Genomic DNA, 25570 nt, shown 5'->3' with positions numbered 1-25570 from the left:
GACCACTCCGTTCGGGTATGAGTGAGCAGGACGCAGCCGAGGAGGCGACGACATCCGACGACGGGGATGCCGACACCGAGGCGGCCGACGTCGATATCGAGGGCGCGCCAGAGGACGTCGACACCGACGAGATAGACCTCGACGACGTCGCGGGCGAGGCCGACGCGGACCTCGTCGACCGAATCGCCGAGTCCGACCCCGAGGAGATCGCCCGCGAGCTCGCGGCGCTGCGGAGCCGGAACGAGACGCTGGAGACCGAAGTCGAGGAACTCGAAGACAAGACCGAAGAACTGGGAGACAAGCTAAAGCGCAAGCAGGCGGAGTTCCAGAACTACAAGAAGCGGATGAAAAAGCGCCGGGAGGAGGAGAAACAGCGCGCGACGGAAGACCTCGTGGGTCGGATTCTGGACGTTCGGGACAACCTCGAACGCGCGCTCGAACAGGACGAGGACACGGAGATACGCAGCGGCGTCGAGTCGACGCTCCGCCAGCTGGACGACGTGCTCCAGGCCGAGAACGTGGCCGTCATCGACCCGGAGCCCGGCGAAGACGTGGACCCGACACAGCACCAGGTGCTCGCGAACGTCGAGAGCGAGGAGGAACCCGGTGCCATCGCGGAGGTCCACCGCCCCGGCTACGAGATGGCCGACAAGGTACTGCGCGAGGCACAGGTCACGGTCAGCGAGGAGTAGGCGACACGGGCGAAGCGAGCTGTCGCCGAACAGGCGAGCAGTGACCGTCGGAACCGCGGACACCGCCCCCGCTTAAATCGACAGCGAGCTGCTGTGAGCGGTGAAATTGCGGTACTGTAAATACGCACCGGTCGGCCAACCGTTACCCGGTGAAAACCGACGGCAGGCGGCCACTCCTCACGGTTTGGGAGTCGTCCCATCTAGCAACTTTTAACCGGCCGAGTCCGGTACGACATGGTAAGATGGCGAGCAACAAAATTCTGGGTATCGACCTCGGGACCACGAACTCAGCGTTCGCGGTCATGGAAGGTGGCGACCCCGAAATCATCGTCAACGCCGAAGGCGAGCGGACGACACCCTCCGTCGTCGCGTTCGACGACGGCGAGCGGCTTGTCGGTAAGCCCGCGAAGAATCAGGCCGTAAAGAACCCCGAGCAGACCATCCAGTCCATCAAGCGCCACATGGGCGAGGACGACTACTCGGTCACGCTCGACGGCGAGGAGTACACGCCCGAGCAGGTCTCGGCGATGATTCTCCAGAAGATCAAGCGCGACGCCGAGGAGTATCTCGGCGACGACATCGAGAAGGCCGTCATCACCGTCCCCGCGTACTTCAACGACCGACAGCGCCAGGCGACCAAGGACGCCGGCGAGATCGCCGGCTTCGAGGTCGAACGCATCGTCAACGAGCCCACCGCGGCCGCGATGGCCTACGGGCTCGACGACGAGTCCGACCAGACCGTCCTCGTCTACGACCTCGGTGGCGGGACCTTCGACGTCTCCATCCTCGACCTGGGCGGGGGCGTCTACGAGGTCGTCGCCACGAACGGAGACAACGACCTCGGGGGCGACGACTGGGACCACGCCATCATCGACTACCTGGCCGACGAGTTCGAGAGCGAACACGGCGTCGACCTCCGCGAGGACCGCCAGGCGCTCCAGCGGCTGACCGAGGCCGCAGAGGAAGCCAAGGTGGAGCTCTCCTCGCGCAAGGAGACCCGCATCAATCTCCCCTTCATCGCGACCACGGACGACGGTCCGCTGGACCTCGAACAGAAGATCACCCGCGCGAAATTCGAGAGCCTCACCGAGGACCTCATCGAGCGCACCGTCGGCCCGACGGAGCAGGCGCTTTCGGACGCCGGCTACGACGAGGGCGACATCGACGAGGTCATCCTCGTCGGCGGTTCGACGCGGATGCCACAGGTCCAGGACAGAGTCGAGGAGATGACCGGTCAGGCCCCGAAGAAGAACGTCAACCCCGACGAGGCCGTCGCGCTGGGCGCGGCCATCCAGGGCGGCGTGCTCTCGGGCGACGTGGACGACATCGTCCTGCTCGACGTGACGCCGCTGTCGCTCGGCGTCGAGGTCAAGGGCGGCCTCTTCGAGCGGCTCATCGACAAGAACACCACGATTCCGACGGAGGAGTCGAAGATATTCACCACCGCGCAGGCCAACCAGACGCAGGTCCAGATCCGCGTCTTCCAGGGCGAGCGTGAAATCGCCGAGGAGAACGAACTGCTCGGCGCCTTCGCGCTCTCCGGAATCCCGCCGGCACCCGCCGGAACGCCCCAGATCGAAGTCTCGTTCAACATCGACGAGAACGGGATCGTCAACGTCGAGGCCGAGGACAAGGGGTCGGGCAACAAGGAGGACATCACCATCGAAGGCGGTGCCGGCCTCTCCGACGAGCAGATCGAACAGATGCAAGAGGAGGCCGAGGAACACGCCGAGGAAGACGAGGAACGCCGCAAGGAGATCGAGGCCCGCAACGAGGCCGAGGCCTCCGTGCGCCGCGCCGAGACCCTCATCGAGGAGAACGAGGAGGAACTCGACGCGGACCTCATCGAGGACATCGAATCGAAGGTCGAGGACGTCGAGGAGACCCTCGAAGACGAGGACGCCGGCCGCGAGGAGTACGAAGCGGTCACCGAGGAACTGAGCGAAGCGCTCCAGGAAATCGGCAAGCAGATGTACGAAGGCCAGGCCCAGCAGGCCGCCGGTGGCGCTGCCGGTGCGGGCGCAGCAGGTGCCGGCCCCGGCGGTGCGGCAGGCGGTCCCGGTGGGGCTGCGGGCGGTCAGGGCGAGGAGTACGTCGACGCCGACTTCGAAGACGTCGACGAGGACGACGAGGACTGAAAGGACGAGTCGTCCTCGTCGGCTCGATAGACGAGCGTAGCGAAGTCTATCGGTGTCTCAGAAAGCGACCGAAGGAAGCTTTCTGAGGGGACTGAAAGGACGAGTCGTCCTCGTCGGCTTCTGCTGTTCGGAAGACGAGTACAGCGGCGCCCTTCTCGAAGAGAACGGTACCGCGAGCCGTCGGCTCGCGCGCCGGGTCGGTCGTGCTCGACGCGTACCGCGCTGTGGCCAACGAACCGCCGACGTTCAAGCGCGTAAGTTCATATATTAAATTAATACCTAGTGATATTTATCCGAGGGACTGCTATACTGAGGCGGCATGCGAGATAGCCGGGTCAGCGCCGGTGGGCTCACTACCGGCTACGGCATGGAATCGCGCAGAGAGATCGCAGTGGGGAGTGGCAACCGGCGGCGGAGCTGTCACAGCGCGTCGCCGGACCGAGACGGTGCCCGTGACACTCGCCCCAGCAGTGCCCAGTGCGCCCGTCGGCGGTCCCGCCAGTGGTGCCCTCGCAGCGGTCGATGGTCCGACTACCGGGAGGCACGCAGCGTGACCGGTGCCTTCGCGGCGGCTGTGGAAGCGAGCCCGTACGGGAAAAGCCGATGACGGGCGAGAACCGAGGTCAGGCGGCCACCACAGCGCTCGTCGAGTGGGGCCCGCTGTTGTTCCGAGGGATTGTCGCCGTGTTGCTCGTTCCCGCGGGGGCGACGAAGTTGCTGAACTACGGGTCGTCCGCCAGCCAGTTCGCGGAACTGGGGATACCGGTCGCCGGTGTCATGGTGCTGTTCGTCGGCGTCGTCGAACTCCTCGGCGGAGCTCTCGTGGGGATGGGGGTCGCTGGCCGCCTCAGCGCCGTGGCGGTCCTGCCGATAATGGTGGTGGCCATCGCACTCACGGGACCGCACGTCTCCAGCGTGGCAGTGGTGCTCGGCTGTCTGGGTATCGCCGTGGCCGGAACGGGGAAGCTCTCACTGGGGGAGCCAAGCGACCAGGTAGCCACGTATCTGGCCGGGAAACTGACGAGCGGGTGAGTCTCGCCACGCCGAAATAGTGGCAGTCGAATCGTGTTTTCGGCCAAAAACTACCGTCCGTGGTAGGAGCGACGACCGCTTGGCCGGAGACCCCGGAGTCACCTTCGCCGGAGTGACCGCCGGCGGTTTCTGGACCTTGCGACCGTTCGCCCCGAACTCAGCCGGTCGTGTTACCGAGCGTCACCGTCCCGATCGTCTCGGTCTGGGTGGCCGGCGCGCCGAGGCGTCGTCCCGTCCAGACCACGTCGACGGTGTCCCCGGGTTCGAGGTAGAAGCCGACCGACCCGTCGGCGTCGAGGTAGTTCCCGTCGCCGTCGGTGTCGACGCGCGGGTCGTCCACGGTGACCGAGTCGCCCTCGGTGACCGGGAGCGTGGACCCGTTGGCCCACAGGAGTCGCGTCGTCGTGCCGCCGTCGGCGTCGGTAACGACGACGGCGACGGACTCGCCGGTCAGATCGTCCCCGCCGGCGTGGCTCACCGTGACCGCCCCCGTCGAGTTGTCGTACGTCGCCTCGAAGTCGGCCGTCGGTGTGGCAGTCCGGAACTGCGCGCCCGGCCCCACGGCGAGCGCGACGAACCCGGCGACTGCCAGCACCGCCACTCCCCAGACTGCGATGCGCTCGACGGTCACGGCCGCGCGGGCGTCCGACGTGCCACTCATTGAGCGGACTGTCTCCCGGGGGAAAAATAAGCGCCCCGGTACCACGCTCCTGTTGTGTGTCCCGGACCCGTTCTTTTCAAGTAGCGCAAGCCAGTATCCCTCAAACAACCAATGAGCCAGGATTTCTACGAGATACTGGGCGTCTCGCGGGACGCCTCCGAGGACGAGATACAGGAGGCCTATCGCCAGAAGGCGCGGGAGTACCATCCGGACGTGAGCGACGACCCCGACGCCGAGGAGAAGTTCAAGAAGGCAAAGAAGGCAAAGGAGGTCCTCACCGACGAGGAGAAGCGGCAGATGTACGACCAGATGGGCCACGACCGGTTCGAGCAGGCCGAGAAGCGGGGCGGCGCCGGCGGCGGAGGCGGGGGCATGGGCGGCGCCGGCGGCGTCGGTGGCGCCGGCGGCTTCGATATGCAGGACATCTTCGACCAGTTCTTCGGTGGCGGCGGTCGCGGCGGCCGCGGTGGCTCGCGCCGACGCCAGGGTCAGGACCTCCAGACCCGACTGCGAATCGACCTGCAGGAGGCCTACGACGGTGCGACCAAGGAACTCACCGTCACCCGGCCGGAGACCTGTGACGACTGCGACGGGGCGGGCCATCCGCCCGACGCCGACTCGGAGACCTGTCCGGAGTGTAACGGCCAGGGCCAGACCACGCGCGTCCAGCAGACCCCGATGGGCCGGGTCCAGCAGACGGCGACCTGCCGACGCTGCGAGGGCGAGGGGACGCTGTACGACGAGACGTGTTCGACCTGTCGGGGCGACGGCACCGTCCGAAACGAGGCGACTCTGGAGGTCGACATCCCGGCCGGCATCGCCGACGGCCAGACGCTCCGCATGGAGCGGGAGGGCGCCCCGGGCGAGAACGGCGGCCCCAACGGCGACCTCCTCATCCAGGTGACCGTTCGGGACCACCCCGACTTCGAGCGCGACGGCGACGACCTCTCGTACAATCACGCCATCTCGTTCCCGCAGGCGGTCTTCGGCGACACCATCACCGTGCCGACGCTGGACGGGGAGGTCGAGGTGGACGTGCCAAGCGGCACCCAGAGCGGCGAGGTCTTCAGACTGGAGGGCAAGGGGATGCCCAGACTGCGCCGGCGCGGCAGCGGCGACCTCTACGTGCAGGTGCAGGTCGTCACGCCCGACGACCTGAACAGCGAACAGAAGGAGGCGCTCGAACAGTTCGCGGAGGCCGGCGGCGAGGAGGTCGACGTCGAGGAAGGGTTCTTCGAGAAGCTCAAGAACTCGCTGTAGGCTTTCGCCTGTCTTTTGGTCGGTCACGCCCAACAACACCGTATGCAGGTACTGGGAGAGCTCGTCGCGGCGGGCCGCGAGCGCGACGGGGTGCTCTTTTCGACGCCGGAGCGGTCAGCGCCGTACAGCTACCGGGACTTCTGTACGAACGTCTGGAAAGGCGGGAACCTGATGCGTCACTACGGCGTCCGTTCGGGAATGGCGGTCGCCGTCGTCGTCGGGCCCAAGAACCCGAGCGAGGGGGACGAACCGGGCTATCTCCGGGACGCACCCGACGGGCTCCTCGCCGTGCTCGCCGCCACGCTCGACGGCGCCGTCGCGGACCTCGACCCGCCGAGGGAGATCGAGGCGACGGCGCTGGTCGCGCCCGCGGCGTGGCTCGACCGATACGAGCTCGCGCCGGGGACGAAGGCGCTGGCCTACGGCGGTCCCAGCGACGACCCGACGGTCGCGGGGTTCGAGCGGGAGCTGTGGAGCGAGAACCCGCTCCAGCCACCGGGCGAGGTCGGCCCCGACGACCCCGCCATCGCCGACAGCGGGGGCACCTACGCACACAGCGAGTTGCTGAGGGCGGGCGAGCGGGTAATCGAGGAGCACGACATCGACGCGGAGACCACGGTCGCGTTGCGAGCGCCGGTCACCTCGGCCGGGGCCGTCGTCGCGGGCCTGCTCGCGCCGATGCGGGCGGGTGCCACGGTCCGCTTTGGCGACGACGCGGCAAGCGACGTGGCCGTCGCTGACGGGGACGACGTACCGGAAAATCGGGTGGTTCGACCGGGCGATATCTCAGTGTGAAGCGCGGTACTCCCCGTGTTTGACGCCCAGCAACAGCGTCACCACACCGAACACGAGCAGCCCGCCGAGGACCATCATCACTGTGCTGGTCGTCATCGGACTCATCAGCGTCCCGACCGCGAGGACGCCGAACAGGACGAGAAACGCCACCGCCGTCTTCAGCGCGTCTAGTTCCATACGAGCGCGGCTTAGGAGTGGAGGCGCAAAACCGTTACTCTGTGGGCCGGACGAGGTCGGCAAGCGTCACCAGCGAGCCGAGCACCCAGCCGATGGGGAAGGAGATGGCGAGCCACATGATGACGTAGCCGACGCCTTCGAGCTCGAAGGTCCTGGAGAAGGTCTCGGCGAGGCCGATAGGGGCGAGCGCGTTCGCGAGTAGCCACCGGGCCAGCGCGGTGCTGTTCGGGAGCACGACGGCGGCGAGCGTCTTCGAGAACAGCGCGGCCACGACCGGCGGGAGGAAGATAGCGGTCATGGCGAAGGGGTAGGCGAGCAGGACGGTCGTGGCTCGGCCGCCGGCCGCGCGGGCCCCGATAGCGAGTGCGGCCGAGACGGTCGCCACCCCGCCGGCGAGCGCGATGGCGAGGAAGCCACCGGTGATGAGGTCGAGTTGGAACCGAGCCAGCGCGGCGAGGGCGCCCCAGACGACGAGCGAGAGCACGACGACACCGAGCAGCCCGAGGCTGGTCGCCGTCCGACCGATGCGGCGGGTCTGGAACCGGATGAACGCGCCCAGCAGGACCAGCGGGTAGACGACTCCGATGACCGGGACCCCCAGCGCTGACCAGACGCGGTAGAGCGCCATCCCCAGCTGTGTGTCCGGCCGCCAGGTCCCCAGCACGGTGTCGCCTGCGCCTCGCTGGCGGGGGTAGACGAGCTCCATCCACGTCTCGTGTAACCGCCGGAGGTCGATTCGGAGACCGCCGATGACCCCTTCGCTCCCGACTGACATACGTGCCAGTTTACCCCTCCCGGTGGTAAAGCTTTCAGGCCACGGCAGAAAATATAAGCGAGAAGAGAGTTCCGGGCCGCGCTGCGGTCCTCGCGTCGCGCTGCCGAGTCAGTCCCAGGCGTCGGGGCCGAAGTCCGGGTCGACCTTCCGGTCGCGGTGGTCGATGTCGTCGATGCGGTCGATCTCCGCGTCGTCGAGTTCGAGGTCGAGACTCGCCCAGTTGTCCGCGATGTGGTCGCGGCCGGTGGCTTTCGGGATGGCGGTGACGCCCTTCTCGTTCAACCACGTCAGGCTGACCTGCGCGGCGCTCGCGTCGTGGTCGTCGGCGATGTCGGTCAGCACGTCGCTGTCGAACACCGCGCCGCGGGCCAGCGGCGAGTACGCGACGAGTTCGTAGTCGTGCTCGGCGGCGTGTTCGCGCAGTTCCTCCTGCGGGAGGAACGGGTGCATCTCGACCTGGTTCGCAAACAGCGGTGCGTCGAGAATCTCCATGGCCTCCTCGACGTGGTGGGGCTCGAAGTTCGAGACGCCGACGTTGTGTATCTTCCCCTGGTCGTAGAGCTCGTCGAGCGCGCCCAGAGTCGCCTCCGGGTCGTACGCGCCGGCCGGCCAGTGGACGTACAGCAGGTCGACGGCGTCGACGCCGAGGTCGTCGAGGCTCCCCTCGGTCGTCGAGTGGACGTCCTCGGCTGCGAGGTTCGAGTTCCAGACCTTCGTCGCGAGGAAGATGTCCTCGCGTGGCACGTCGGCCGCGGCGATACCGTCGCCGACGGCGTCCTCGTTCCCGTAGGCCTGGGCGGTGTCGACGTGTCGATACCCCATCTCCAGGGCGGTCTCGACGCTGTTCGCACACGCGTCGGCTTCGTCGTTCTGCCACGTTCCGAGCCCGAGCATCGGCATGCCGCTGGCGCGCGGGACGCTATCGGCTGTCGGCGTTTGTTGAGACATCATAGGAACAGTCGTGTTCAGGGCTGAAAAGCGGCCGGGAACCGGACGTGGGGACCAACTGGAAACCGACATATTCAGGACAGGCGAGTCCAAACGACGAACCATGACAGACGGTAGTACGGACGTGTCTCGTCGGGCTTTTATGCGGACCGCAACGGGGGCGACGGCCGCAGCCGCCGCCACCGGAACCGCGGCCGCACAGGAGGGGACGGCGACCGAAAGTGGGACTGAGTCCGGGACAGCCACCGGTACCGAGTCCGGGACAGCCGCCGGCACCGAATCCGGCACCGCGAGTGGCGGCGGTGGCGGCGGCCCGCCGGACTTCGGCGGCTATCTCGACCAGGTCGGGAACTTCTCCGGGAGCGTCACTGACGCCCGCGGACAGGACACCGCGACGGTCGAGGTCGGGGTGGAGGCAAACGACGGACCGTTCGGCTTCGGCCCGGCCGCCATCCACGTCGACAACGGTGCGACGGTCCAGTTCGAGTGGACCGGCAACGGGAATCACAACGTCGTCTCGGACGGCGACGGCCCGCTAGACTCGGGGAGCGCTGTCGGCGGCAGCGGCGTCCAGTACGAGTACACGTTCGAGGAGGACGGCATCTACAACTACTACTGTTCCCCCCACGAGGCGAATCAGATGAAAGGATCCATCGTCGTCGGCACGGACTACCCGACAGTGAGCACCGGCGGCAGCTCCAGTACCGGGCCCCTCGGCGTCCCCGGGAGCGCGAAGATGCTGGGCGTCGCCACCTCGGTGGTGATGGTCGCGACGCTCGGGCTGGCCTACGTCTTCATGCGGTACGGCGGCGACTACGACGTTCCGGCCGACGAATAGCGGTCACGCGCTCCGTATCTCGACGTCCGCGTCCCGTGGCTCCCCCTCGATGTCGTCGACGACGCGTCTGACGATACGGGTCGCTTCCTTGCGAACGAGCGGTTTGACTTTCTCGATGACCCATCCCATAGAGACGAGTTTCGGGAGGTCGACGGCGCTCGACGAGGCCGAACTGGCGTCGTACTCGATGTGGAGGACGACCTCCGTGGCGGTCTCGACACCGTCGGGCGGCTCGGTCGGCGTTATCTGCCAGTAGCCCTCGGCGTCGATGTCCTTGATTATCCGCCAGTCGATGCGCTCTGGCGGGTCCACAGCGGTCACCTCCGAACGGGCCGTGTAAGCGAGCTTCCACCACGAGAACTGGAGTGCGTATCTCGTCCCGAGCGTGCCGTCGCCGTCCTGTGTCACCCGGTCGAGATACTCCGAGTAGCGCGCATAGCCCGGGAAGTCCACGAGGAAATCGTACAACTCGTCGGGGGGCGCGTAGACGACCGTGCGGGCCTCGATTTCGTCCACACGAACCAAGGGGTCGGTTCCCACTGTAAGCTTTCGGCCCCTACGACGGCCAGAAATTGCCGGAAGATTCCCGCTATGCATGAGACAGAACAAGAAATATTATTATCCTGTATGCGATACGGGTGAGTATGAGCGCATCCGACGTCCAGCAAGCCGAGGGCGACAACGAGCACGTGGGCTGGGAGGCCGTCAAGGACCTGCCGCCCAGCGCGAAGCTCGTCGCGAAGGTACTGGAGTACAACGACAGCCTGACCCAGAGCCAACTCGCCGAGGAGACGCTGTTGCCGCCCCGCACCGTCCGGTACGCGTTGACCCGTCTGGAAGACGTCGACGTCGTCGGCTCCAGATTTTCCTTCTCGGACGCGCGCAAGCGCATCTACACGCTGACTATCGAGTAGAATAGTCAGCCCGCTAGACCTTCTCGTCGACGCCCGCCCCCGACACGTGAACACGTGCTACTCAGCCGGCGACAGCGCCTGTAACAGTGTCACAGCGTCTCATCCGGGGTAACGTTGATTAGTGCCGGGACTATGACGTTTCGTATGAAAGTCGTCCTGATAGGTGTCGGTCAAGCCGGGGGAAAGGTTACCCAGTCCCTCGCTGAGTTCGACTACAACATGGGTTTCAACGCCGTCCGCGGCGCCCTCGCGGTCAACTCCGCTAAAGCAGACCTCCAGAACCTCGACGTCGATACCGCCCTCATCGGCCAGGACCGCGTGAAAGGCCACGGTGTCGGCGGCGACAACGAACTCGGTGCACAGATAATGCAGGAGAACGCGACGGAAGTGCTCGACAACATGGACGGCCGCATCACCACCGAGGCCGAGGCGGTCGTCGTCGTCGCCGGACTGGGCGGTGGCACCGGTTCCGGTGGCGCGCCGATGCTCGTCCGCGAGCTCAAACGCATCTACGAGATGCCCGTCTACACCCTCGGTATCCTCCCGGGCGACGACGAGGGTGGGCTGTACCAGGCCAACGCCGGCCGGTCGCTGAAGACCGCCATCCGCGAGTCCGACTCCGTCCTCCTGGTCGACAACGACGCCTGGCGCGGCTCCGGCGACAGCGTCGCCGAGGGGTACAAGCGAATCAACGACGCCATCGCCCAGCGCATCGGCCTGCTCCTCGCCTCCGGCGAGGCCGTCGAGGGCGTGGGCGAGAGCGTCGTGGACTCCTCCGAAATCATCAACACCCTCCGCAGCGGCGGCATCTCGGCGGTCGGCTACGCCGCCGCCAAAGCCAGCGAAGACGCCGAAGAGAACGTCAACACCATCACCAGCGTCACCCGCAACGCCCTCCTCACGAGCATGAGCCTCCCCAACGCCACCGACGCCGAGTCGGCCCTCCTGGTCATCGCGGGCGACCCGGAGCGCCTCTCGCGAAAGGGCGTCGAACGCGCCCGGCGCTGGGTCGAAGACGAGACGGGCAGCATGAAAGTACGGGGCGGTGACTTCCCGCTCGGCTCGGACAAGATCGCCGCGCTGGTCGTCCTCTCGGGCGTCGAGCGCTCCGGCCGCGTCGACAAATTCATGGAGAAGGCCAAGCAGGCCGCTCAGTCACAGGGCAAAGACTCCGACCCCGACGAGTTCACCAACGACGACCTCGACAGCCTGATGTGACGGCCGCGAGCGGCCTCCGGGCCGCTCCGACGAGGGAGAGACGGCAGTCCCGTCGAGCGTCCCGTGAGCGGAGCGAACGGTCGTACCGAATCCTCACGCTGTTGGGATTCGGCCTTCTCGCGTAGATTTTTGCGGCGAGTGGTGAACGCGGAGCGCTCACCCGAGTCGGAGAAAGGTCTGTTAGACCAGCGAACTACCGTCGAACTCGGTCCGGTCGTAGTCGTGGTCCATCAGGTCGAGGATGGTCGGCGCGATGTCGTAGAGGTCGGCGTCGGAGATGCGGGCCTCCTCGTCGTCGATGAGCAGCGTCGCGTTGTCGAACGAGTGCATCCCGTTGCGCGGGCCGACGTCGAAGACCTCCTCGCTGCCCTTGAAGCCGGCCTTGAGGTCGAAGCCGTGGTTCGGAACGACGACGAGGTCGGGGGCGATGTCGGTGTGGTCGCCCCGGAAGGCGTCCTCGCGGGTGACGACGCGGTCGGCGACCTTGTTACCGTTGGGGCCTTCCAGCTCTTCGAGTTTCGCCTTGAGGTCGGCCCGCACCGACTCGTACTCCGCCTCGGGGACGCCGCCGTTTGGCTCGCGTCCCTCGAGGTTGATGTAGAACCGCCCGGGGATGAGCGAGTACGCCGTCGCGTCCTCGCTGATGTCGCCCAGTTCCGAGTGGTCGTCCTCGGCAAAGTCCAGCCACCCCTCCTGTTCGAGCCACTCGTTGAAGTGGACCTCGTATTCGAGCGTGGTGAACCCGTGGTCGGAGGCGACGACCATGGTCACGTCGTCGTCGAGCTGTGCCCGGAGCTTGCCGAGGTACTCGTCGACCTTCTCGTAGAAGTCGAAGAACTCCTGCTGGTACTCGCCGTCCTGCGTGTAGTGTTTGAACAGGAAGTGGTTCACCCGGTCGGTGGTCATGAAGACGCCGAAAAAGAGGTCCCAGTCGTCCTGTTCGACGTAGTGGGAGAACGCCTCGTAGCGCCGTTCGAGCGTCTTGTGAGCGTCCTCGACGAAGTCGGACTTGTCGTCGTCGTGGCCGAGTTTCGCGTTCACGTCGATGCGGTAGTTGTTGGCCTGCAGGTGGTCCCGCAGGTCGTCGGGGTAGGCCGCCTTGTCGACGCCGGGCGAGAGAAAGCCCGAGACCATCCGCTGGACGTTGCGCTGTGGCGGGAAGGTGACGGGGACGTTCAACACGGTGGCGTCGCGGCCCTCGTCGGTGATGCGGTCCCACAGCCGGGTGGCCTGTACGTCCCGACCCATGGGAACGTAGGTGTCGTAGGAGCCGACCTCACGGTCCTGAAAGCCGTAGACGCCGGTCTCGCCCGGGTTGACGCCGGTGGTCAGCGCGGGCCAGCAGGCGCTCGACTCCGGCGGCACGATGCTGTCGATGGGGCCGGCGGCGCCCGACTCCTTCATCTCGGTGAGGTTCGGGAACACGTCAGGATGCTCGTCGATGAGGCTGTACGGCACGCCGTCGATACCGAAGAACGCTACGCGGGGCGCGTCGTCTCCTTTCAAACGGTCGAATAGTCCCATGCGAGCGTGTATACAGGTCGGGAACAAGAAGCTTCTTTTCGTAGTCGCGTCACCGAAAGCGGCAAAACGCTCCGACCCCGGTCCTCAGGTCGACGGGTCGGCGTTCTCCGGAACGACTGTGAGATGCGCGATAGCCGGCAGCTGTGGCGGCCCTCTGTCGGGTCCGATGGGACAGTCCTCCGTCGGTTGGTCGGATCGATCAGGAGCCATCGTCGAACGTAACAACGATCCGCACAGTGAAAGGATTACCCATGCTCATACATAATCGGCAACGCATGCCGATATTACCGGTAAAAATAGCCGCCGGTGGCGGCTAGCTGCAGCGAGACGGCCGACCCGTGACAACCAACCCGTCTGGGTCAGTTGAAGTGCTCGTCGTAGAGTTCCTGGGCGTGCTCGATAGCGTCCATCGCGGCCTGTTTGTCCTCCCAGCCCAGCGTCTCGACTTCCTTGCCTTCCTCCAGGTTCTTGTAGGTCGAGAAGAACTCGTCTATCTCGTCGAGGGTCTGCTGTGGGATGTCGTCGAGGTCCTCGATGTGGTCGTATCGGGGGTCCTCAGTGGGGACGGCGATGACCTTGTCGTCCTGTTCGCCGTCGTCGTCCATCTTCATCAGTGCGACCGGGCGCGCCTCGATGACACAGCCGGGGAACGTCTGGTCCTCGACCAGCACCAGCACGTCGAAGGGGTCTTCGTCGTCGTAGTACGACTGCGGGATGAAGCCGTAGTCCGACGGGTAGTGGACGTTCGAGTGCAACACTCGGTCCAGCACGACGCCGGGGATGTCCTTGTCGTACTCGTACTTGTTGCGCTCTCCCTTGAGACACTCCACGACGGCGTAGATCTCTTCGGGGGCGTTCGGTCCGGTCTCGAGGTCTTCCCAGAGGTTCGTCATCACCCGCGACTGCGTCGGGGTGTCAAAAAGGAGTTTCGTAATGTGTCGCCCACCTATTTGGCATAAACTACTTATTGACGGGTCGCTCAGGCGAAGGTAGACGCTACGGGCAGGTAAGCCGGGCCTAAAACTCCCGTCTGGGGATGGGGTGTTGGAGGCCGATACCACCATTAGCCGTATTTCTAATAATTACTGGCTTCCGATATATCGGCCACCATCGGCTGGTATTACTGTAACATACGCTGGAGTTAACAAGTTTTAAATAGCTTGATGACATTTGGCTAACCATGTCAGAGGCACAATCCGTAGCGAGCAGTCCCGGTGTTGCAAAAGACCTGACCGCGTTCCAGCAGAACATCCTCGTTATCCTCGCCGAGGAGCCCCGGTATGGGCTCGCTATCAAGCGAGAACTCGAATCGTACTACAGCGACGAGGTCAACCACGGCCGGCTCTACCCGAACCTCGACGACCTCGTCGAGATGGGGCTCGTCGAGAAGAGCGAACTCGACAAGCGAACCAACCAGTACTCCCTGACGGAGGACGGCAAGGAAGCGGTGCTCGACCAGCTCGGCTGGGAGTTCTCGAAGTTCGTCACCGGCGGCGACCGCGCCGACGAGCTCCACGACCTCGTCGACGGCCAGGCGTAAGCGACCCCTAACGAGACGTTTCGGCTTTTTTGACCGTTAACCGAACAGAGTCGTCCAGCAGCGCCCGCTGCCGGTCGGTCGGCCAGGCGTTTCGTCGGAAGTACTCCTCGCGGAACTCGGCCAGTTCGTCGGGCGTGGCCTCGGCGATGGGCTTTGCGTAATGGTTCCCCATGAAGTCCGCGAGGCTGCGCGCCGTCGCGGCGTGGACCTCGCCGTGTTCGTCCCGGACGGCAGCGACGACCGCCCGGTTCCGGGCCTCGACGTCCTCCCACTTCTCGGGGTCGCCGGGCCCGGAGAGCCGGACCTCGACGCCGCGGTCCGTGTCCTCGACCCGGTCGGGCCGGATGACGCCGTCGTCGACCCACTCGGACGGGTAACAGACCAGCACGTCCCCGGTGTCTTCCTCGCGGATGCGGGCCTCGTACCCGTGGTCGTCGAGCAGCGAGTCGCGCTGCTCGCGATAGGCGGCCGCCGCGCCCTCGTCGACCGCTTCGCGGGCCAGTCGGGTGAGCCGTTCCACTTCGTCTACCGTGTCGGTCGGGAGGTCAGGCATTGTCCAGTGCGTCGTTTGCGAGGTCGTCGGCGCGGTCGTTTATCTCCCGCGGAACGTGTTCGAGCTGCCAGTCGTCGAAGGTCATGAGCAGCTCCCGGACGCGCACCCGCTGCTCGCGCAGGTCGGGGTCGTTCGTGTCCCACTCGCCGCGGACCTGTTTGACGATGAGCTCGGAGTCGCCCCGAACGTGGACCTCGTCGAATCCGTAGTCGGCGGCGACTTCGAGCGCTTTGACCAGTGCGGCGTACTCGGCCTGGTTGTTGGTCGCTCGGCCGATGGTCTCGCTACCCTCGGTGACGATACCGCCGTCGTCGACCAGCACGTAACCGACCGACGACGGGCCCGGGTTGCCACGACAGGCCCCGTCGAAGTAGACGTGCACTCGGCCGCCGTCGTCACCGCGTAGCAGCGCTTCCAGCTGTGCGGTGTCGCCGCCCTGGACGACCACTTTGTCGTCGTAGGCGACGGCGGTCGCCCCGCCGTACTCCGCGCGCCAGCGCTCGTGGTCGGTGTTGCCGTCCGCGACGGTGACGCCGGCCTCGGCGAGCGTCTCGCGGGCCGCCCCAACGTCGCACTCGATAACGGGCATTGTTCGAGGGAGACCGGCCAGTCGCAAAAGGGGTTGTGGTCCCGGGGTGTCAGTGCCCGGCGAGGCGTTCGGCGCCGGTCTGTCGGCCCGCCGCACCGCCGCGGATTCGGTCGACGCCCGCGAGTATCCCGCCGACGAGGACGACCAGACTGGTGCCGAGCATCAGCGTCAGGAACGGGTCGAAGGGCGACAGCAAGAGCGGCGACACCAGCAGTATCAGTCCCGAGACGATAGCCGCCACGACCGACAGCGGGCTCGCCTGCTTCCCCGACGAGGCCCGGTACGCGGAGTGAGCGAGCGCGATGGCGGCGACTTCACCCACCAGCAGGCTCGTCAGGGCCTGCGGGTGTGTCACCCGGAAGAACGCCGGCAGGAGAATGACGACGAGGCTTGCGACTGTCGCGACGAGTCCCGACCACTTCGTGAGGTTTACCATTGTTTATATCACCTGTTGTTACTCGTTCGAGGTACCTAATAGTTGGTGACGTTCGGCAGGGACACCTTCTTGTCGGACAGGAGCCAAGCGGCCACAGATGCGACTCGACGAGTTCATCGAGGGGTTCGAGCGCGACGAAGCGGCCGAGAAGCGCCGCCTCGCCGCCGAGAAGTCCTACGCCATCACCGACCACCTCGACGACGTCGAGCGCCAGTTCGAGGAGGCCCTGCAGGGCGACGCGCTCTTTGGCTCGACCGCCCCCGAGATTTTCGTCGGCCGCTCGGGCTATCCGACCGTCTCGACGGGGCTGCTCTCGCCGGTCGACCGGGACGCGGCCGCCGAGGGCTTTGCCACCAGCAGCGACTGGTACAGCGAGGGGCTGGGTATCGAGGACGTGCTCCAGCGCCGGACGGGCATGCTGAATTCGACGCGCCAGACGGCCGTCGATTCCGTCCAGACGGGTCGCCGCCGCGGGAGCGACGCGGGCGGGGCCTACGACGTGTGGGAGGGGTTCGTCGGCGTCCAGCGCGAGGTCGCCATCGCCGACCACCCGGTCGACGTCGAAGTGGGGCTCGACGGGAAACCCGACCTCGACGTGGCCTTCGACGACGTGGGCACGCCGACCGGCCCGCGCGCGACGGCGACCGGCGCCGACCTCGCGGAGAACCCCCACGTCCCCCGGGCCGTCGAGAAGACGCTCTCGGACGACGACTGGCAGGCTCAGGGGGCGATGACCTACCTGTACCGCCGGGGGTTCGACGTCTACGACATCAACACCATCCTCTCGGCCGGCGCACTGGGGCAGGCCAGCGAACGGTCGCTGGTACCGACCCGCTGGTCTATCACCGCCGTCGACGACACCGTCGGCCAGTATCTCCGTGGCACGCTGCGAAACAGCGACACCATCGACAAACCCGAGCTCTGGTACAACGAGTACATGGGGAACCGCTACTGGGTCGTCCTCGCGCCCGGCCGCTGGGAGTTCGAGCTCGTCGAGATGAAAGCGCCCGAGAGCGTCTGGAACCCCCGACCGGGGACGGGCTACTACATGTCGAGCGCCTACGAGGGGTACGAGGGCCGGACCGGCTACGTCGAGGAGACCGCCGGCGCGTACTACGCCGCACGGCTCGGCGCGCTCGAACACCTCGAAACGCGGGGCCGGCAGGCGAAGTGTCTCGTCCTCCGGGAGATAACGGACGACTACTGGGCCCCCGTCGGCGTCTGGCAGGTCCGTGAGGGCGTCCGGAACGCCTTCGAGGGCGAGCCCGGTGTCGGCCAGAGCTTCAGCGAGACGCTGGACGCGGTGGCAGACCAGTTACCGGTGCCCATGGGGGCGCTCCGGCGCAAGTCCGAACTGGTCGCGGGCCTGCAGTCACAGCTTTCTGACTTCTGAGCGACCCCCGACACCCCCGCGCCGGCCCCGACTTATCGGCTTTAATTCAGCGTCTCAAGCCTGCTATCTACCGAACCGACGGGTTTACCCTTCCGAGTCCGTTGAACACCGAACGTGCCCCCACAGCCAGCAGACACGCCCCCCAGTGCGGAGCTGCAGAGCGAGGCCTACCACATCACCGTCGACGACGGTGCGGACTCGTTTTGCGCACTCAGCATCGAATCCCCCGAGAACGAACAGGCGTGGCTCATCTCCGATACGGTCACCGCCCTCGAATCGATGCGGTAGAACCGTTACTCGGTCGGGACCGGCCCGGTGCCGATGACGTCGCGCACCGCCGCCTCGAACTCGTGTCGGTCCGCGAAGTACGTCTCGTCGACCCCGTCCATCACCGCGGCCAGTTCCCGCGGGCCGTCGGGCGTCCGTATCGTGGTGTCGCCCTCGCGCTCGACGACCGTGCTGTGCTCGATTCCCCACGTGAGCCGCGCGGTCACTCGCGAGAGCGGGGCGCCCTCGACGGCAGGCCCCTCACCGAGTTCGACGGCCGGCTCGTCGTCGCTGTCGTCGTCGCTCATACCCGAACGTGCCCGCCGGACCGATTAGTGCTTTCGGAATGGTGTCGAGCGGTCGCCTGTGTGCACGCGTGTCATGCGCGTGTCTGACGGGTAGTTTTGAGGAACGCCGTTCTAGTACGTCTATGACCAGTTTGACGGACGTGTACGAGGGGGAGGTCGGCCGCGTGGCGACGCGGCGCCAGCAACTCGTTGGGACCGGGTTGTTCCTGACTGGTGCCGCGGGGCTCGTCAGCGCCATCGCGCTGGCGACGACCGGCGTCGGGGCCACGCTCGGACTGGACGACTACGCGGCGCGTGAGGTGGCCGGCACCGTCGCCGGCATCGGTCTACCGGCGGTCGTGCTCGGTATCTTCGCCGTGTTGCCCGCTGGCCGGCGGACGCGCCTGACCGCCGTCGGCGGCGCTGCGGTGGCCGGCGTCGGCGTGGCCGCCTTCCGGCAGATCTACCCGTACAACTGGATGGCCAACGCACCGATGCTCGCCCTGGGCGTGAGCGCGCTCTACTTCGCCGGCGTGTTGACGACGTTCTGGTGTCTGTTCGTCGCGCTGGCCACGTTCAACACCCGCAACGACCCCGGCGGCACCGCCCGCATGGAAGTCACCGAGGAAGGAACCATCGAGCTCGTCGAAGAGTCCAGCTCGATTCCCGGGCTGGGCGGCATCGGCTTCTTCGGCCAGGACCCCGACGGCGCGGTTGAGACACAGACCAACCGCCACGAGGGCGGCCGTGCGACAACGAGCGACGGCGGCGAGACCACGCGCGCCTCGGCGGCGTCGGGCGGCGACGGCAGCGAAGTGTTCGACTCGTCGCCAGAGCCCGACCAGCCACGCGGGTCGGGTCGGTCCGACCGCACCGCTCACGCGACCGGTCCGTCCGAACACGAACTCGACCCGAAGCTGGCCAACGCCGGGCCCGAATCCGCCCCGACCACCGACGGCGGCACCACGCCCGCGACGGGGCGGGACCCAATCACCGAGACGGCGGTCCACCGGGGCGAGCCGGACAGCTACTGCGGGAACTGCCGACACTTCCAGTACGTGATGGACGGCGACGACGTCGCCCCCTACTGTTCGTTCCACGAGGAGACGATGGACGACATGGACGCCTGCTCCGCGTGGGTCGACAACGGATAACCCCTCGTCGCTATCTGGGTCCGCAGAACCGCGCGTTTCACAGTCAGAACGCCCCGGCCAGTTGCACTTCCGCGACTCGCTGTGCGTGGGTCGAGAGCGCGGGCTTTCCGGCCGTGCTTGCTTTGCTATTCACCGTACTATAGCTCGGTGTACGGGCAGGAACCCCGGCGTTTAACACAGACGGGCGGCTTAGGGTGGGACAACAATGGAATTCTGCGACGACTGCGGTTCGATGATGAAAACAGAGGGCGATATGTGGCTCTGTAGCAGCTGCGGCGCCGAGAAGGCACGCAGCGCCGAATCCGAGGAGATGGCCGTCACGACACAGGGCCAGGAGTCCTCCGAGGTCGTCGACACCTCCGAGGTCGACGTCGAGGACATGGGCCCGACGACCGGCGCCCGCTGTCCCGAGTGTGGCAACGAGCGGGCGTTCTACGAGATGAAACAGATTCGGGCCGCCGACGAGTCCGAGACGCGCTTTTTCACCTGCACCGAGTGCGAGCACAAGTGGCGGGAGGACGACCACTAGGCCATCGTGACCTCCGACGCCGCGTTCCCGGTCGTCCCCGAGTCGCGGTTGGCCCGCGGTGGCTGGGACCTGACGGACGAACGCGTCGAGACCGTCTTCAAGCTGCCCACCGCCAGCGTCGCCGGCGCGACGAAGCTCTACGACGACGCTCGCACGCGCGAGGCCGTCGCTGCGGCCACCGGTATCGACCAGCAGTGGCGCTTCTTCTTCGCGACGGCGCTGACCTTCCGCCCGTCGCTGGCCCCGGGTATCGGTCCGGCGATGATACTGCCGACGGTCCGCTCCGAGGCGGGGTCGACGTTCGCGAGCGAGCTTCGCCAACGGGGTTTCGAGGACGTCTCTCGGGGTCGGCGCGAACGCGTTCGGACCGACAGCGGCGACCGGGCGCACCTGCGGACCTACGCGGCCGAACTGCCGCTCGATAGCGTGGGAACCACACTGTCGATTACCGGCTGGGTCGCCGTCTGGCACGGCGACGGCTTTCGCATCGCCGCGGGCGCGTATCCGGACCGGTCGCTCGCTGAGATACTTGCGCTCGACGAGCCCGACGAACCACTGCAGCGCTCGCCGCAGGCCTATCGGGACGAACTGCTCGCGCTCATCCGCGCCGTCGAGTGAGCGCGAGCACCGCTCCCTCGGGGACGAGTTCGACGGGGCCCAGCCCCAGCCGGCGGGCCACGCCGCTGGGGGCGGCCGCGTCGCCGATTCGGGCGACCGGAGCCCCCCGGACCCGGAGCTCGACTGTCAGCCCCACCGAGGAGAGCACTGCCGCCGCGTCCATCACCGCGACCGGGCGGTTGCGCCACAGCGAGACCGCGGCGGGCAGCGACGGCAGGTCGATGGCGACGAGGTCGTCGTAGCCGACGACAGTCGCCGTGTGGCCGTCCAGCTGGAGGGTCAGGTCGGCTTCGACCGACAGCGACGGCCGCTGTTCGAGGTCGTCCAGCAGCTCCGCGAGGGTCTCGGGCGGGTCGCCGTGCTGTCGCGTAGCTATCGTCGTCACTCCTTCTCGCGGGCCTTGACGGTGAGCGTGCCGTCGACACGCCAGTATGCGTACTCGGGGTCCTCGCCCGTGGTGCTCGGGACGTCGACCTCCATATCCTCGAACTCGTAGGTGATTTCGGCGTTCCGTCCGGTCAGCCGGTCGTACAGGCCGATTGCGAGCTCGGGCCACGTCGTCGTCTCGTCGGGAGCGTCGCTCATGCAGCAGGGCATACGCATCACTGGGGCTTGAAACCACGGCTCTCGGAAGATAGTGTATCGCTGCTACTTCGAGGGTCGCTTCGCTCCCCGCGTCGCTTTCGAGGGTTTCGGTCGCTTCGCTCACAACTGCTCCGCGGGTCGCTTCGCTCCCCGCGTCGCTTTCGAGGGTTTCGGTCGCTTCGCTCACAACTGCTCCGCGGGTCGCTTCGCTCCCCGCGTCGCTTTCGAGGGTTTCGGTCGCTTCGCTCCCGAAACCCTCGCTATGGCCGCCGGGCGAACGTCAAATACCCGGTGTGTCCGACGCCACCGGTCGAGGGTCGGGAGCCGCGGTCGTCGAAGTCCATCTCCCGCTGGATGGTGTCGAGGGTCTCGATGTCGTCGAGCCCCACCTCGCGGGCCGCAGCGACGACCTCGCGCGTGTTCTCCACGAACGGGGAGTAGACGGCCAGCGACCCGCCCCGGGAGAGGAGCGTCGGGGCCCGTTCGACGACGGTCGGCGCGTCCTCGGTGTCGAGGGTGACGACGTCGAAGCCCGAGAGCTCGTCGAGGTCGTCGGTCACGTCGCCGGTCCGGACCTCGACGGCGTCGGCGACGCCCGCGATGTCCATGTTCCCGCGGGCCACCTCGGCGAAGTCGGGGTCGATCTCGTAGGTCACCACGTCGGCGCCCAGCCGTCCCATGTAGGAACTGAGGATGCCGGTGCCGGTCCCCGCGTCCAGCACGCGGTCGCCCGCGGCGACGCCGGTCTTGCCCACGACGAGCCCCACGTCGCGGGGCATCATCGGCGCGCCGGTGCGTTCGAGATGGGTAAAGAGATCCGGCCCGCGCAGCCGACGGACGGTGAAGGCGGTGCCCAGATGCGTCTCGACCACGTCGCCGGGTGCCACGTCCTCGGGCACCTCCAGAATGCCCAGGTCGGACTCGAATCGCTCGCCGGGCGAGAGCAGGTACTCGCGGTCCTCGTTGACGAACAGGTACACGCTACTCCAGTTCGTCGACCGCGTCCGCCAGATCGCCGTCGTTGGCTTCCAGCGCTTCGCGTGCGGTGTCCTCGTCGACACCGGCTCGCATCGCCACGAGCTCCACGTCGTCCTCGTCGACGCCGCTGTCGTCGCCGGACGGCTCGTCACCGGCCTCGACAGCCGCAGTGGACTCCCCGCGGTCGCGGCTCTCGGGCTCGCCGACGACCTGGTAGGTCTTCTGGCCCTGTGCCTCCATCAGCTGGACCTCGGCGTCCGTGAAGACGAGCTCCTCGTCGGGCGTCCGAATAATCACTTCCTCGGCATCGATATCCGCCATGTCGATGCCCATCTGTTCCATCATCTTCTGCATCTTGCGCGGGTTCATCCCGCCGCCTCCTCCGAACATGTCCGTGGGTGCGCGTTCTGGATAAAAAAGGCTAGCGACCCACCGTTTTCACGGTCGGAGTTCCTCGCTCCCGTCGCTCGCTGCGGGCCAGCGTGGCGGTTTCACCCACACGTCGTTCGGTCGCGGGTCGACTGCGTGCGCCTCCCCCGGCGAAAACGTGGTCTTGCTGAACACAGCGAAGCAAGGCCAGTCAGAGCGTGCGCTGACGGTGGCGAAAGGGCCGGAGCAAACGAAGTGAGATTCCGGGGAACCGCGCGAAGGGACGCACAGACACCGGTCAATACAGCCAGCGCGACGCCGGCCGTCTCCGTCGAGTTATCCGTCACGCGTCGTCTTCCGCGGCAGGTCGCCGTACAGCTCGCGGTTCATCAGGTCGGCGACGAACTGCCTGACGGCGTCGACCAGCTCCGCCTCGGTCTCGTAGCTGACGACCCGGGCGTCCCAGCGCTGGCTGATGGCTCGTATCATCGCGCTGCTAACGGCGTCCTCGTGGGCGAACAGCACCCGCTCGCGGTCCGGGTCGTCCAGGTCTTCGAGCACTGACCCGACTTCCATGCCGACGCCCAGTTTGTCGCCCATCGCCGGGACGACGAAGAGCGTCGCGTTGCTCGCGCGGGCGAACCGGATGCTCTGGCTGGCGGCGTCCATCTCCGAGAGGGGGATGTCCGGGTCGATGGCCAGGAAGGCGTTGACCCCGGGGTCCTCGCGGAGCGTGCCCTGTATCGAGCGCAGCGTCGAGAGCATCGCGTCGAGCTCGCCGTCCGACGCCGACGCTGCGGAGAGTGACACCGACTCGGGGTCGACGCCCTCGGGGACGATATCCGCGACGTCGAAGGTCGTGTACGGCCCCATCAGGTAGACGAGGAAATCCCCGTAGGCGACCTCGCCGAGAGCGGACTTGATCCGGGCGCGCATACCGGGACCACACACGGATTATATTTAAATGACGGCGATACTCAGCGTTAGCTGACTCAGCAACGGTTATACCGGTCCGACGACGAGTTAGGGGTAGGATGGGAAGCGAGCCACAGGAGGGGACCGGCCCGGCGGAGCCGGCCGACCTCCTCCCCGAACGGAGCGTCCTCACCTTCGAGGAGTACGTGGCCATGCAGCGGGCCATCGGCAACGAGACCCGGTTCCGGGTGCTCTACCGGCTCAACCGCGACGGCTCGATGAGCGCGAAGGAGCTGCGCGAGGCCCTGGACTTGCCGGGCAACACGCTCCATCACCACCTCGATACGCTGGTCGACGTGGGTCTCGTCGAGAACCGCAAGCGAAACGAACCCACGAGCGAGGGGCTCTACTCCTACTACCGGACGACGGCGCTTGGCGAGGCACTGCTCGACTACGGCGTCGAAGAGCTCCTGCGGCGCGAGCGGGTCTTCGCCGACGCCTACGAGTAATCACTCCTCCCACGTCACCTGTACGCCGTTGTCCCGGAGGATAACGTCGTAGTTCGAGCCGGTACGGATATCACCCGAGCCGATGTTGAGCGTCAGCGTCCGCTGCAGTCCGTTCTCGATAGCCGCCGTGAGTTCGTACTGACCCGGCCGGTCGATTCCGGGGTCGTACTCCCGTGACGCGCCGGCGTCGAGCGTCACCGACTCATCGAGGACGGTCGCGCCGTCGTCGAGGGCGAGCGTCAGTTGAACCGTGGCAGCGGCCCCCTGCTGGTTGGTGACGACGAACAGAACCGGGTCGTCGGGGTCGGGCGTCACGGTCGGCGGTGACGACGAACTGTCGCCCGCACACCCGGAAAGCGGGAGCGTCGAGAGGGCGAGTCCACAGAGGTACGTGCGGCGGCGCATAGCGCCCCTTCCGGGTGGCGAGCTAAGTGTGTTCGGTCAGCTATCCGCGCCCTGCCGGACTTTGACTGCCATCCCCGTCTCGAAGTCGGCCATACCGCTCCCGGGGAGTTCGGCGCGTCCGACGGCGAGCAGGTCGCCGTTCTCGTGGACGACGAGCGTCTCGTCGCCGGGCCGGATGGCCGGGTCCACCTCCTGGACGAACTTTGCGAAGACGTTGCGGCCGTCGCGGACGAACGGTTCGCTCTCGTCGCCGACAACGACCCGGTGGCGCGGCGTCTCGGAGGACGCCAGCAGACGTCGGCCGCCGGCCAGCCCCAGCACGAATCGCCCGTCGGTGGCGTAGGTGGCCACCCGGCCGTCTTGGGCGTGGAGCTGGCGCGGCCGCCCCGAGCTGGTGCGTGTGATCTCGATAGCGGACTCGGCGGGGAACAACGCCGCGCCCGCGCCGCGGCCGAACTGGTAGTCGGCCGCGCGACAGAGGCCACGGAACTCGCTGTCACTCATTGTCTGTGGTGTCGCGTGCGGGAGTAACCCGTTTTCGGTCCGACGGCCGCACCATGTGTGAGGTTCTCTGTCATAATTCCGGCCGGCTTTGGGGAAATTTATACCCGATGGCGCGTTAGACGGAGGTACAATGGCTACAGACAAGCGGAAGGTGTGGTTCGGCGCGCTGTTGCTGGTCGTCAGTTCGATACTCATCTTCGTCAGCGGGCCGTTCAGTCTCGGCATCTCGGCCACCGCGGCTGGAATCGCCGCCGGCGTCGCGGCGCTGGGGATGGCCGCCGGCGCGTTGCTGGTCGGCACGTCCGAGGACGGTCGCCCGGTCTGAACAGGTGCGTTCGCCGTTCTCCTTACAGCAAGAACTTCTCCGAGTCGCTACTCAGGTCGACGAAGCCGTCGACGGCGGATTTGAGGTCTTCGGATGAGGACTCCTCGAACCCCATCGCCTCGATGCGACACCCCTCGTGGCGCACGTAGCGACAGACGCGGGCGAAGTCACCGTCGCCGGTACAGAGCACGATAGCGTCGTTGTGTTTCGCCAGCGTGACCGCGTCGAGGCTCATCCCCACGTCCCAGTCAGCCTTCTGTGAACCGTCCTGGAACGTCTTGATGTCCTTGATGCGGGTCTCGAAGCCGATGTCGGTCAGCGCCTCGAAGAACGTCTCCTCCTCCGGGGAGTCGGCGCGGATGACGTAGGCGATAGCGCGAGTGAGTTCCCGACCGTCGACCGCCGCCTCGAGCAGTTCCGAGTAGTCGATATTACGCGTGTAGAGACTCCGGGCCGTGTGATAGAGGTTCTGCGCGTCGGCCAGGACGGCCACGCGCTGTCCCGGATGCGATACAGTCATACGGGGATTTCTCTCCCGAACCCCGATAGGTTTTCGGGGTTCGCCGGGAGCAAAAGGGCTAAGTCGCTCACGGACGCGTCCCCTGCTATGCGACGACGTCGGGCCACGGTACGGTCGGGAGC

At 66.6% G+C, this 25570-nt stretch carries 36 protein-coding genes; 16 read left to right on the top strand and 20 right to left on the bottom strand.

Annotation, left to right across the window (positions count from 1 at the left end; translation table 11 throughout):
• Positions 1-17: 17 nt before the first annotated feature.
• The 3 genes from NDI56_RS01295 (at position 18) to NDI56_RS01285 (ending at position 3862) form a co-directional block, all read left to right on the top strand.
• A complete protein-coding gene (locus NDI56_RS01295; RefSeq protein ID WP_310917598.1) occupies positions 18-692 on the top strand; it encodes a nucleotide exchange factor GrpE in 675 nt (224 codons plus the stop codon).
• A 242-nt stretch (positions 693-934) separates the two neighbouring features.
• The gene (gene dnaK, locus NDI56_RS01290; protein ID WP_310917597.1) at positions 935-2830 is read left to right on the top strand and encodes a molecular chaperone DnaK; all 1896 of its coding nucleotides are present in this window, start codon (positions 935-937) and stop codon (positions 2828-2830) included.
• 603 nt (positions 2831-3433) lie between these two features.
• Positions 3434-3862 (top strand): DoxX family protein, encoded by a 429-nt coding sequence (locus NDI56_RS01285; RefSeq protein ID WP_310917596.1) that lies wholly within the window; start codon positions 3434-3436, stop codon positions 3860-3862.
• Positions 3863-4019: 157 nt separating this feature from the next.
• Here the strand turns inward: NDI56_RS01285 and NDI56_RS01280 are convergent, their stop codons facing one another.
• The gene (locus tag NDI56_RS01280; protein WP_310917595.1) at positions 4020-4523 is read right to left on the bottom strand and encodes a type IV pilin domain-containing protein; all 504 of its coding nucleotides are present in this window, start codon (positions 4521-4523) and stop codon (positions 4020-4022) included.
• Between the two features lie 111 nt (positions 4524-4634).
• Here NDI56_RS01280 and dnaJ point away from each other — a divergent pair, with 111 nt between their 5' ends.
• Both dnaJ and NDI56_RS01270 read left to right on the top strand, forming a co-directional pair.
• Entirely contained in the window at positions 4635-5783 is a 1149-nt protein-coding gene (gene dnaJ / locus NDI56_RS01275) for a molecular chaperone DnaJ (protein ID WP_310917594.1), read from the top strand.
• A gap of 42 nt (positions 5784-5825) precedes the next feature.
• A complete protein-coding gene (locus NDI56_RS01270) occupies positions 5826-6578 on the top strand; it encodes a hypothetical protein (protein WP_310917593.1) in 753 nt (250 codons plus the stop codon).
• Here the strand turns inward: NDI56_RS01270 and NDI56_RS01265 are convergent.
• The 3 genes from NDI56_RS01265 to NDI56_RS01255 form a co-directional block, all read right to left on the bottom strand.
• On the bottom strand, positions 6570-6755 hold the full coding sequence (locus tag NDI56_RS01265; protein WP_220586753.1) for a DUF7333 family protein: 186 nt from the start codon (positions 6753-6755) through the stop codon (positions 6570-6572). The two genes, NDI56_RS01270 and NDI56_RS01265, sit on opposite strands and share 9 nt — an antisense overlap.
• A gap of 34 nt (positions 6756-6789) precedes the next feature.
• Complete coding sequence (locus NDI56_RS01260) at positions 6790-7530, bottom strand: hypothetical protein (RefSeq protein WP_310917592.1); 741 nt, start codon at positions 7528-7530, stop codon at positions 6790-6792.
• A 108-nt stretch (positions 7531-7638) separates the two neighbouring features.
• On the bottom strand, positions 7639-8430 hold the full coding sequence (locus NDI56_RS01255) for an aldo/keto reductase (RefSeq protein ID WP_310918914.1): 792 nt from the start codon (positions 8428-8430) through the stop codon (positions 7639-7641).
• A 151-nt stretch (positions 8431-8581) separates the two neighbouring features.
• Between NDI56_RS01255 and NDI56_RS01250 the strand changes: the two genes are divergently transcribed.
• Positions 8582-9316, top strand: a complete 735-nt coding sequence (locus tag NDI56_RS01250) for a halocyanin domain-containing protein (RefSeq protein WP_310917591.1) — start codon at positions 8582-8584, stop codon at positions 9314-9316.
• 3 nt (positions 9317-9319) lie between these two features.
• On the opposite strand, the gene NDI56_RS01245 is transcribed toward NDI56_RS01250, so the two are convergent.
• Entirely contained in the window at positions 9320-9832 is a 513-nt protein-coding gene (locus NDI56_RS01245) for a type II toxin-antitoxin system RatA family toxin (protein ID WP_310917590.1), read from the bottom strand.
• Between the two features lie 128 nt (positions 9833-9960).
• On the opposite strand from NDI56_RS01245, the gene NDI56_RS01240 reads away from it, so the two are divergent.
• Both NDI56_RS01240 and NDI56_RS01235 read left to right on the top strand, forming a co-directional pair.
• Complete coding sequence (locus NDI56_RS01240) at positions 9961-10230, top strand: MarR family transcriptional regulator (protein WP_310917589.1); 270 nt, start codon at positions 9961-9963, stop codon at positions 10228-10230.
• A 144-nt stretch (positions 10231-10374) separates the two neighbouring features.
• On the top strand, positions 10375-11448 hold the full coding sequence (locus NDI56_RS01235; RefSeq protein WP_310917588.1) for a tubulin/FtsZ family protein: 1074 nt from the start codon (positions 10375-10377) through the stop codon (positions 11446-11448).
• A gap of 180 nt (positions 11449-11628) precedes the next feature.
• Here the strand turns inward: NDI56_RS01235 and NDI56_RS01230 are convergent, their stop codons facing one another.
• From NDI56_RS01230 to NDI56_RS01220, 3 genes are all read right to left on the bottom strand, one after another.
• A complete protein-coding gene (locus NDI56_RS01230) occupies positions 11629-12972 on the bottom strand; it encodes an alkaline phosphatase family protein (protein WP_310917587.1) in 1344 nt (447 codons plus the stop codon).
• A gap of 84 nt (positions 12973-13056) precedes the next feature.
• Positions 13057-13182, bottom strand: a complete 126-nt coding sequence (locus NDI56_RS01225; RefSeq protein WP_310917586.1) for a hypothetical protein — start codon at positions 13180-13182, stop codon at positions 13057-13059.
• 149 nt (positions 13183-13331) lie between these two features.
• Entirely contained in the window at positions 13332-13865 is a 534-nt protein-coding gene (locus tag NDI56_RS01220) for an inorganic diphosphatase (RefSeq protein ID WP_310917585.1), read from the bottom strand.
• Between the two features lie 287 nt (positions 13866-14152).
• Here NDI56_RS01220 and NDI56_RS01215 point away from each other — a divergent pair, with 287 nt between their 5' ends.
• Positions 14153-14512 carry a PadR family transcriptional regulator gene (locus NDI56_RS01215; protein WP_310917584.1) on the top strand — a complete coding sequence of 120 codons (360 nt, stop codon included), beginning with the start codon at positions 14153-14155 and terminating at the stop codon, positions 14510-14512.
• Positions 14513-14519: 7 nt separating this feature from the next.
• Here the strand turns inward: NDI56_RS01215 and NDI56_RS01210 are convergent, their stop codons facing one another.
• Genes NDI56_RS01210 through NDI56_RS01200 form a run of 3 tightly spaced genes read right to left on the bottom strand, consistent with a single transcriptional unit; the run spans position 14520 to position 16090 of the window.
• Positions 14520-15065 (bottom strand): DUF7108 family protein, encoded by a 546-nt coding sequence (locus tag NDI56_RS01210; protein ID WP_310917583.1) that lies wholly within the window; start codon positions 15063-15065, stop codon positions 14520-14522.
• Positions 15058-15654, bottom strand: coding sequence for a ribonuclease HI (rnhA, locus tag NDI56_RS01205; RefSeq protein WP_310917582.1), 597 nt, complete (start codon positions 15652-15654; stop codon positions 15058-15060). Before rnhA ends, NDI56_RS01210 begins: the two co-directional genes overlap by 8 nt.
• A 49-nt stretch (positions 15655-15703) precedes the next feature.
• Positions 15704-16090 carry a hypothetical protein gene (locus NDI56_RS01200; RefSeq protein ID WP_310917581.1) on the bottom strand — a complete coding sequence of 129 codons (387 nt, stop codon included), beginning with the start codon at positions 16088-16090 and terminating at the stop codon, positions 15704-15706.
• Between the two features lie 97 nt (positions 16091-16187).
• Between NDI56_RS01200 and nreA the strand changes: the two genes are divergently transcribed.
• Both nreA and NDI56_RS01190 read left to right on the top strand, forming a co-directional pair.
• Positions 16188-17483, top strand: a complete 1296-nt coding sequence (gene nreA / locus NDI56_RS01195; protein ID WP_310917580.1) for a DNA repair protein NreA — start codon at positions 16188-16190, stop codon at positions 17481-17483.
• 114 nt (positions 17484-17597) lie between these two features.
• Positions 17598-17771 carry a hypothetical protein gene (locus NDI56_RS01190; protein WP_310917579.1) on the top strand — a complete coding sequence of 58 codons (174 nt, stop codon included), beginning with the start codon at positions 17598-17600 and terminating at the stop codon, positions 17769-17771.
• A gap of 5 nt (positions 17772-17776) precedes the next feature.
• On the opposite strand, the gene NDI56_RS01185 is transcribed toward NDI56_RS01190, so the two are convergent.
• The gene (locus NDI56_RS01185) at positions 17777-18058 is read right to left on the bottom strand and encodes a DUF5789 family protein (RefSeq protein WP_310917578.1); all 282 of its coding nucleotides are present in this window, start codon (positions 18056-18058) and stop codon (positions 17777-17779) included.
• A gap of 122 nt (positions 18059-18180) precedes the next feature.
• Here NDI56_RS01185 and NDI56_RS01180 point away from each other — a divergent pair, with 122 nt between their 5' ends.
• The 3 genes from NDI56_RS01180 to NDI56_RS01170 all read left to right on the top strand — a co-directional run bounded on the left by NDI56_RS01180 (position 18181) and on the right by NDI56_RS01170 (position 20338).
• A complete protein-coding gene (locus NDI56_RS01180; protein WP_310917577.1) occupies positions 18181-19191 on the top strand; it encodes a cell division protein CdpA domain-containing protein in 1011 nt (336 codons plus the stop codon).
• A 205-nt stretch (positions 19192-19396) separates the two neighbouring features.
• Positions 19397-19720: a transcription factor S gene (locus NDI56_RS01175; protein ID WP_310917576.1), complete on the top strand. Its 324-nt coding sequence runs from the start codon at positions 19397-19399 to the stop codon at positions 19718-19720.
• Between the two features lie 6 nt (positions 19721-19726).
• Positions 19727-20338: a DUF6517 family protein gene (locus NDI56_RS01170; protein WP_310917575.1), complete on the top strand. Its 612-nt coding sequence runs from the start codon at positions 19727-19729 to the stop codon at positions 20336-20338.
• Here the strand turns inward: NDI56_RS01170 and NDI56_RS01165 are convergent.
• From NDI56_RS01165 to NDI56_RS01145, 5 genes are all read right to left on the bottom strand, one after another.
• A complete protein-coding gene (locus tag NDI56_RS01165) occupies positions 20319-20723 on the bottom strand; it encodes a hypothetical protein (protein WP_310917574.1) in 405 nt (134 codons plus the stop codon). The genes NDI56_RS01170 and NDI56_RS01165 overlap by 20 nt on opposite strands.
• Positions 20720-20923 (bottom strand): hypothetical protein, encoded by a 204-nt coding sequence (locus NDI56_RS01160; RefSeq protein ID WP_310917573.1) that lies wholly within the window; start codon positions 20921-20923, stop codon positions 20720-20722. The genes NDI56_RS01165 and NDI56_RS01160 overlap by 4 nt, the downstream gene beginning before the upstream one ends.
• A gap of 260 nt (positions 20924-21183) precedes the next feature.
• Entirely contained in the window at positions 21184-21903 is a 720-nt protein-coding gene (locus NDI56_RS01155) for a methyltransferase domain-containing protein (RefSeq protein WP_310917572.1), read from the bottom strand.
• A 1-nt stretch (position 21904) separates the two neighbouring features.
• On the bottom strand, positions 21905-22291 hold the full coding sequence (locus tag NDI56_RS01150; RefSeq protein ID WP_310917571.1) for a nascent polypeptide-associated complex protein: 387 nt from the start codon (positions 22289-22291) through the stop codon (positions 21905-21907).
• 315 nt (positions 22292-22606) lie between these two features.
• Positions 22607-23206 (bottom strand): DUF7509 family protein, encoded by a 600-nt coding sequence (locus tag NDI56_RS01145; RefSeq protein ID WP_310917570.1) that lies wholly within the window; start codon positions 23204-23206, stop codon positions 22607-22609.
• 98 nt (positions 23207-23304) lie between these two features.
• Between NDI56_RS01145 and NDI56_RS01140 the strand changes: the two genes are divergently transcribed.
• Positions 23305-23694 (top strand): ArsR/SmtB family transcription factor, encoded by a 390-nt coding sequence (locus NDI56_RS01140; protein WP_310917569.1) that lies wholly within the window; start codon positions 23305-23307, stop codon positions 23692-23694.
• Here the strand turns inward: NDI56_RS01140 and NDI56_RS01135 are convergent, their stop codons facing one another.
• Both NDI56_RS01135 and NDI56_RS01130 read right to left on the bottom strand, forming a co-directional pair.
• Complete coding sequence (locus tag NDI56_RS01135) at positions 23695-24099, bottom strand: Ig-like domain-containing protein (RefSeq protein ID WP_310917568.1); 405 nt, start codon at positions 24097-24099, stop codon at positions 23695-23697.
• Between the two features lie 36 nt (positions 24100-24135).
• Entirely contained in the window at positions 24136-24603 is a 468-nt protein-coding gene (locus NDI56_RS01130) for a PUA domain-containing protein (RefSeq protein WP_310917567.1), read from the bottom strand.
• A gap of 130 nt (positions 24604-24733) precedes the next feature.
• On the opposite strand from NDI56_RS01130, the gene NDI56_RS01125 reads away from it, so the two are divergent.
• Positions 24734-24928 (top strand): hypothetical protein, encoded by a 195-nt coding sequence (locus tag NDI56_RS01125; protein WP_310917566.1) that lies wholly within the window; start codon positions 24734-24736, stop codon positions 24926-24928.
• A 22-nt stretch (positions 24929-24950) separates the two neighbouring features.
• Here the strand turns inward: NDI56_RS01125 and NDI56_RS01120 are convergent, their stop codons facing one another.
• Positions 24951-25448 carry a LabA-like NYN domain-containing protein gene (locus NDI56_RS01120; protein ID WP_310917565.1) on the bottom strand — a complete coding sequence of 166 codons (498 nt, stop codon included), beginning with the start codon at positions 25446-25448 and terminating at the stop codon, positions 24951-24953.
• Positions 25449-25570 lie beyond the last annotated feature (122 nt).

This window comes from Halomicroarcula saliterrae (assembly GCF_031624395.1).
GTDB classification, from domain to species: Archaea; Halobacteriota; Halobacteria; order Halobacteriales; family Haloarculaceae; genus Haloarcula; species Haloarcula saliterrae.
Note: the sequence above shows the minus strand (reverse complement) of the source record. Positions and strands in the feature narration are given on the sequence as shown.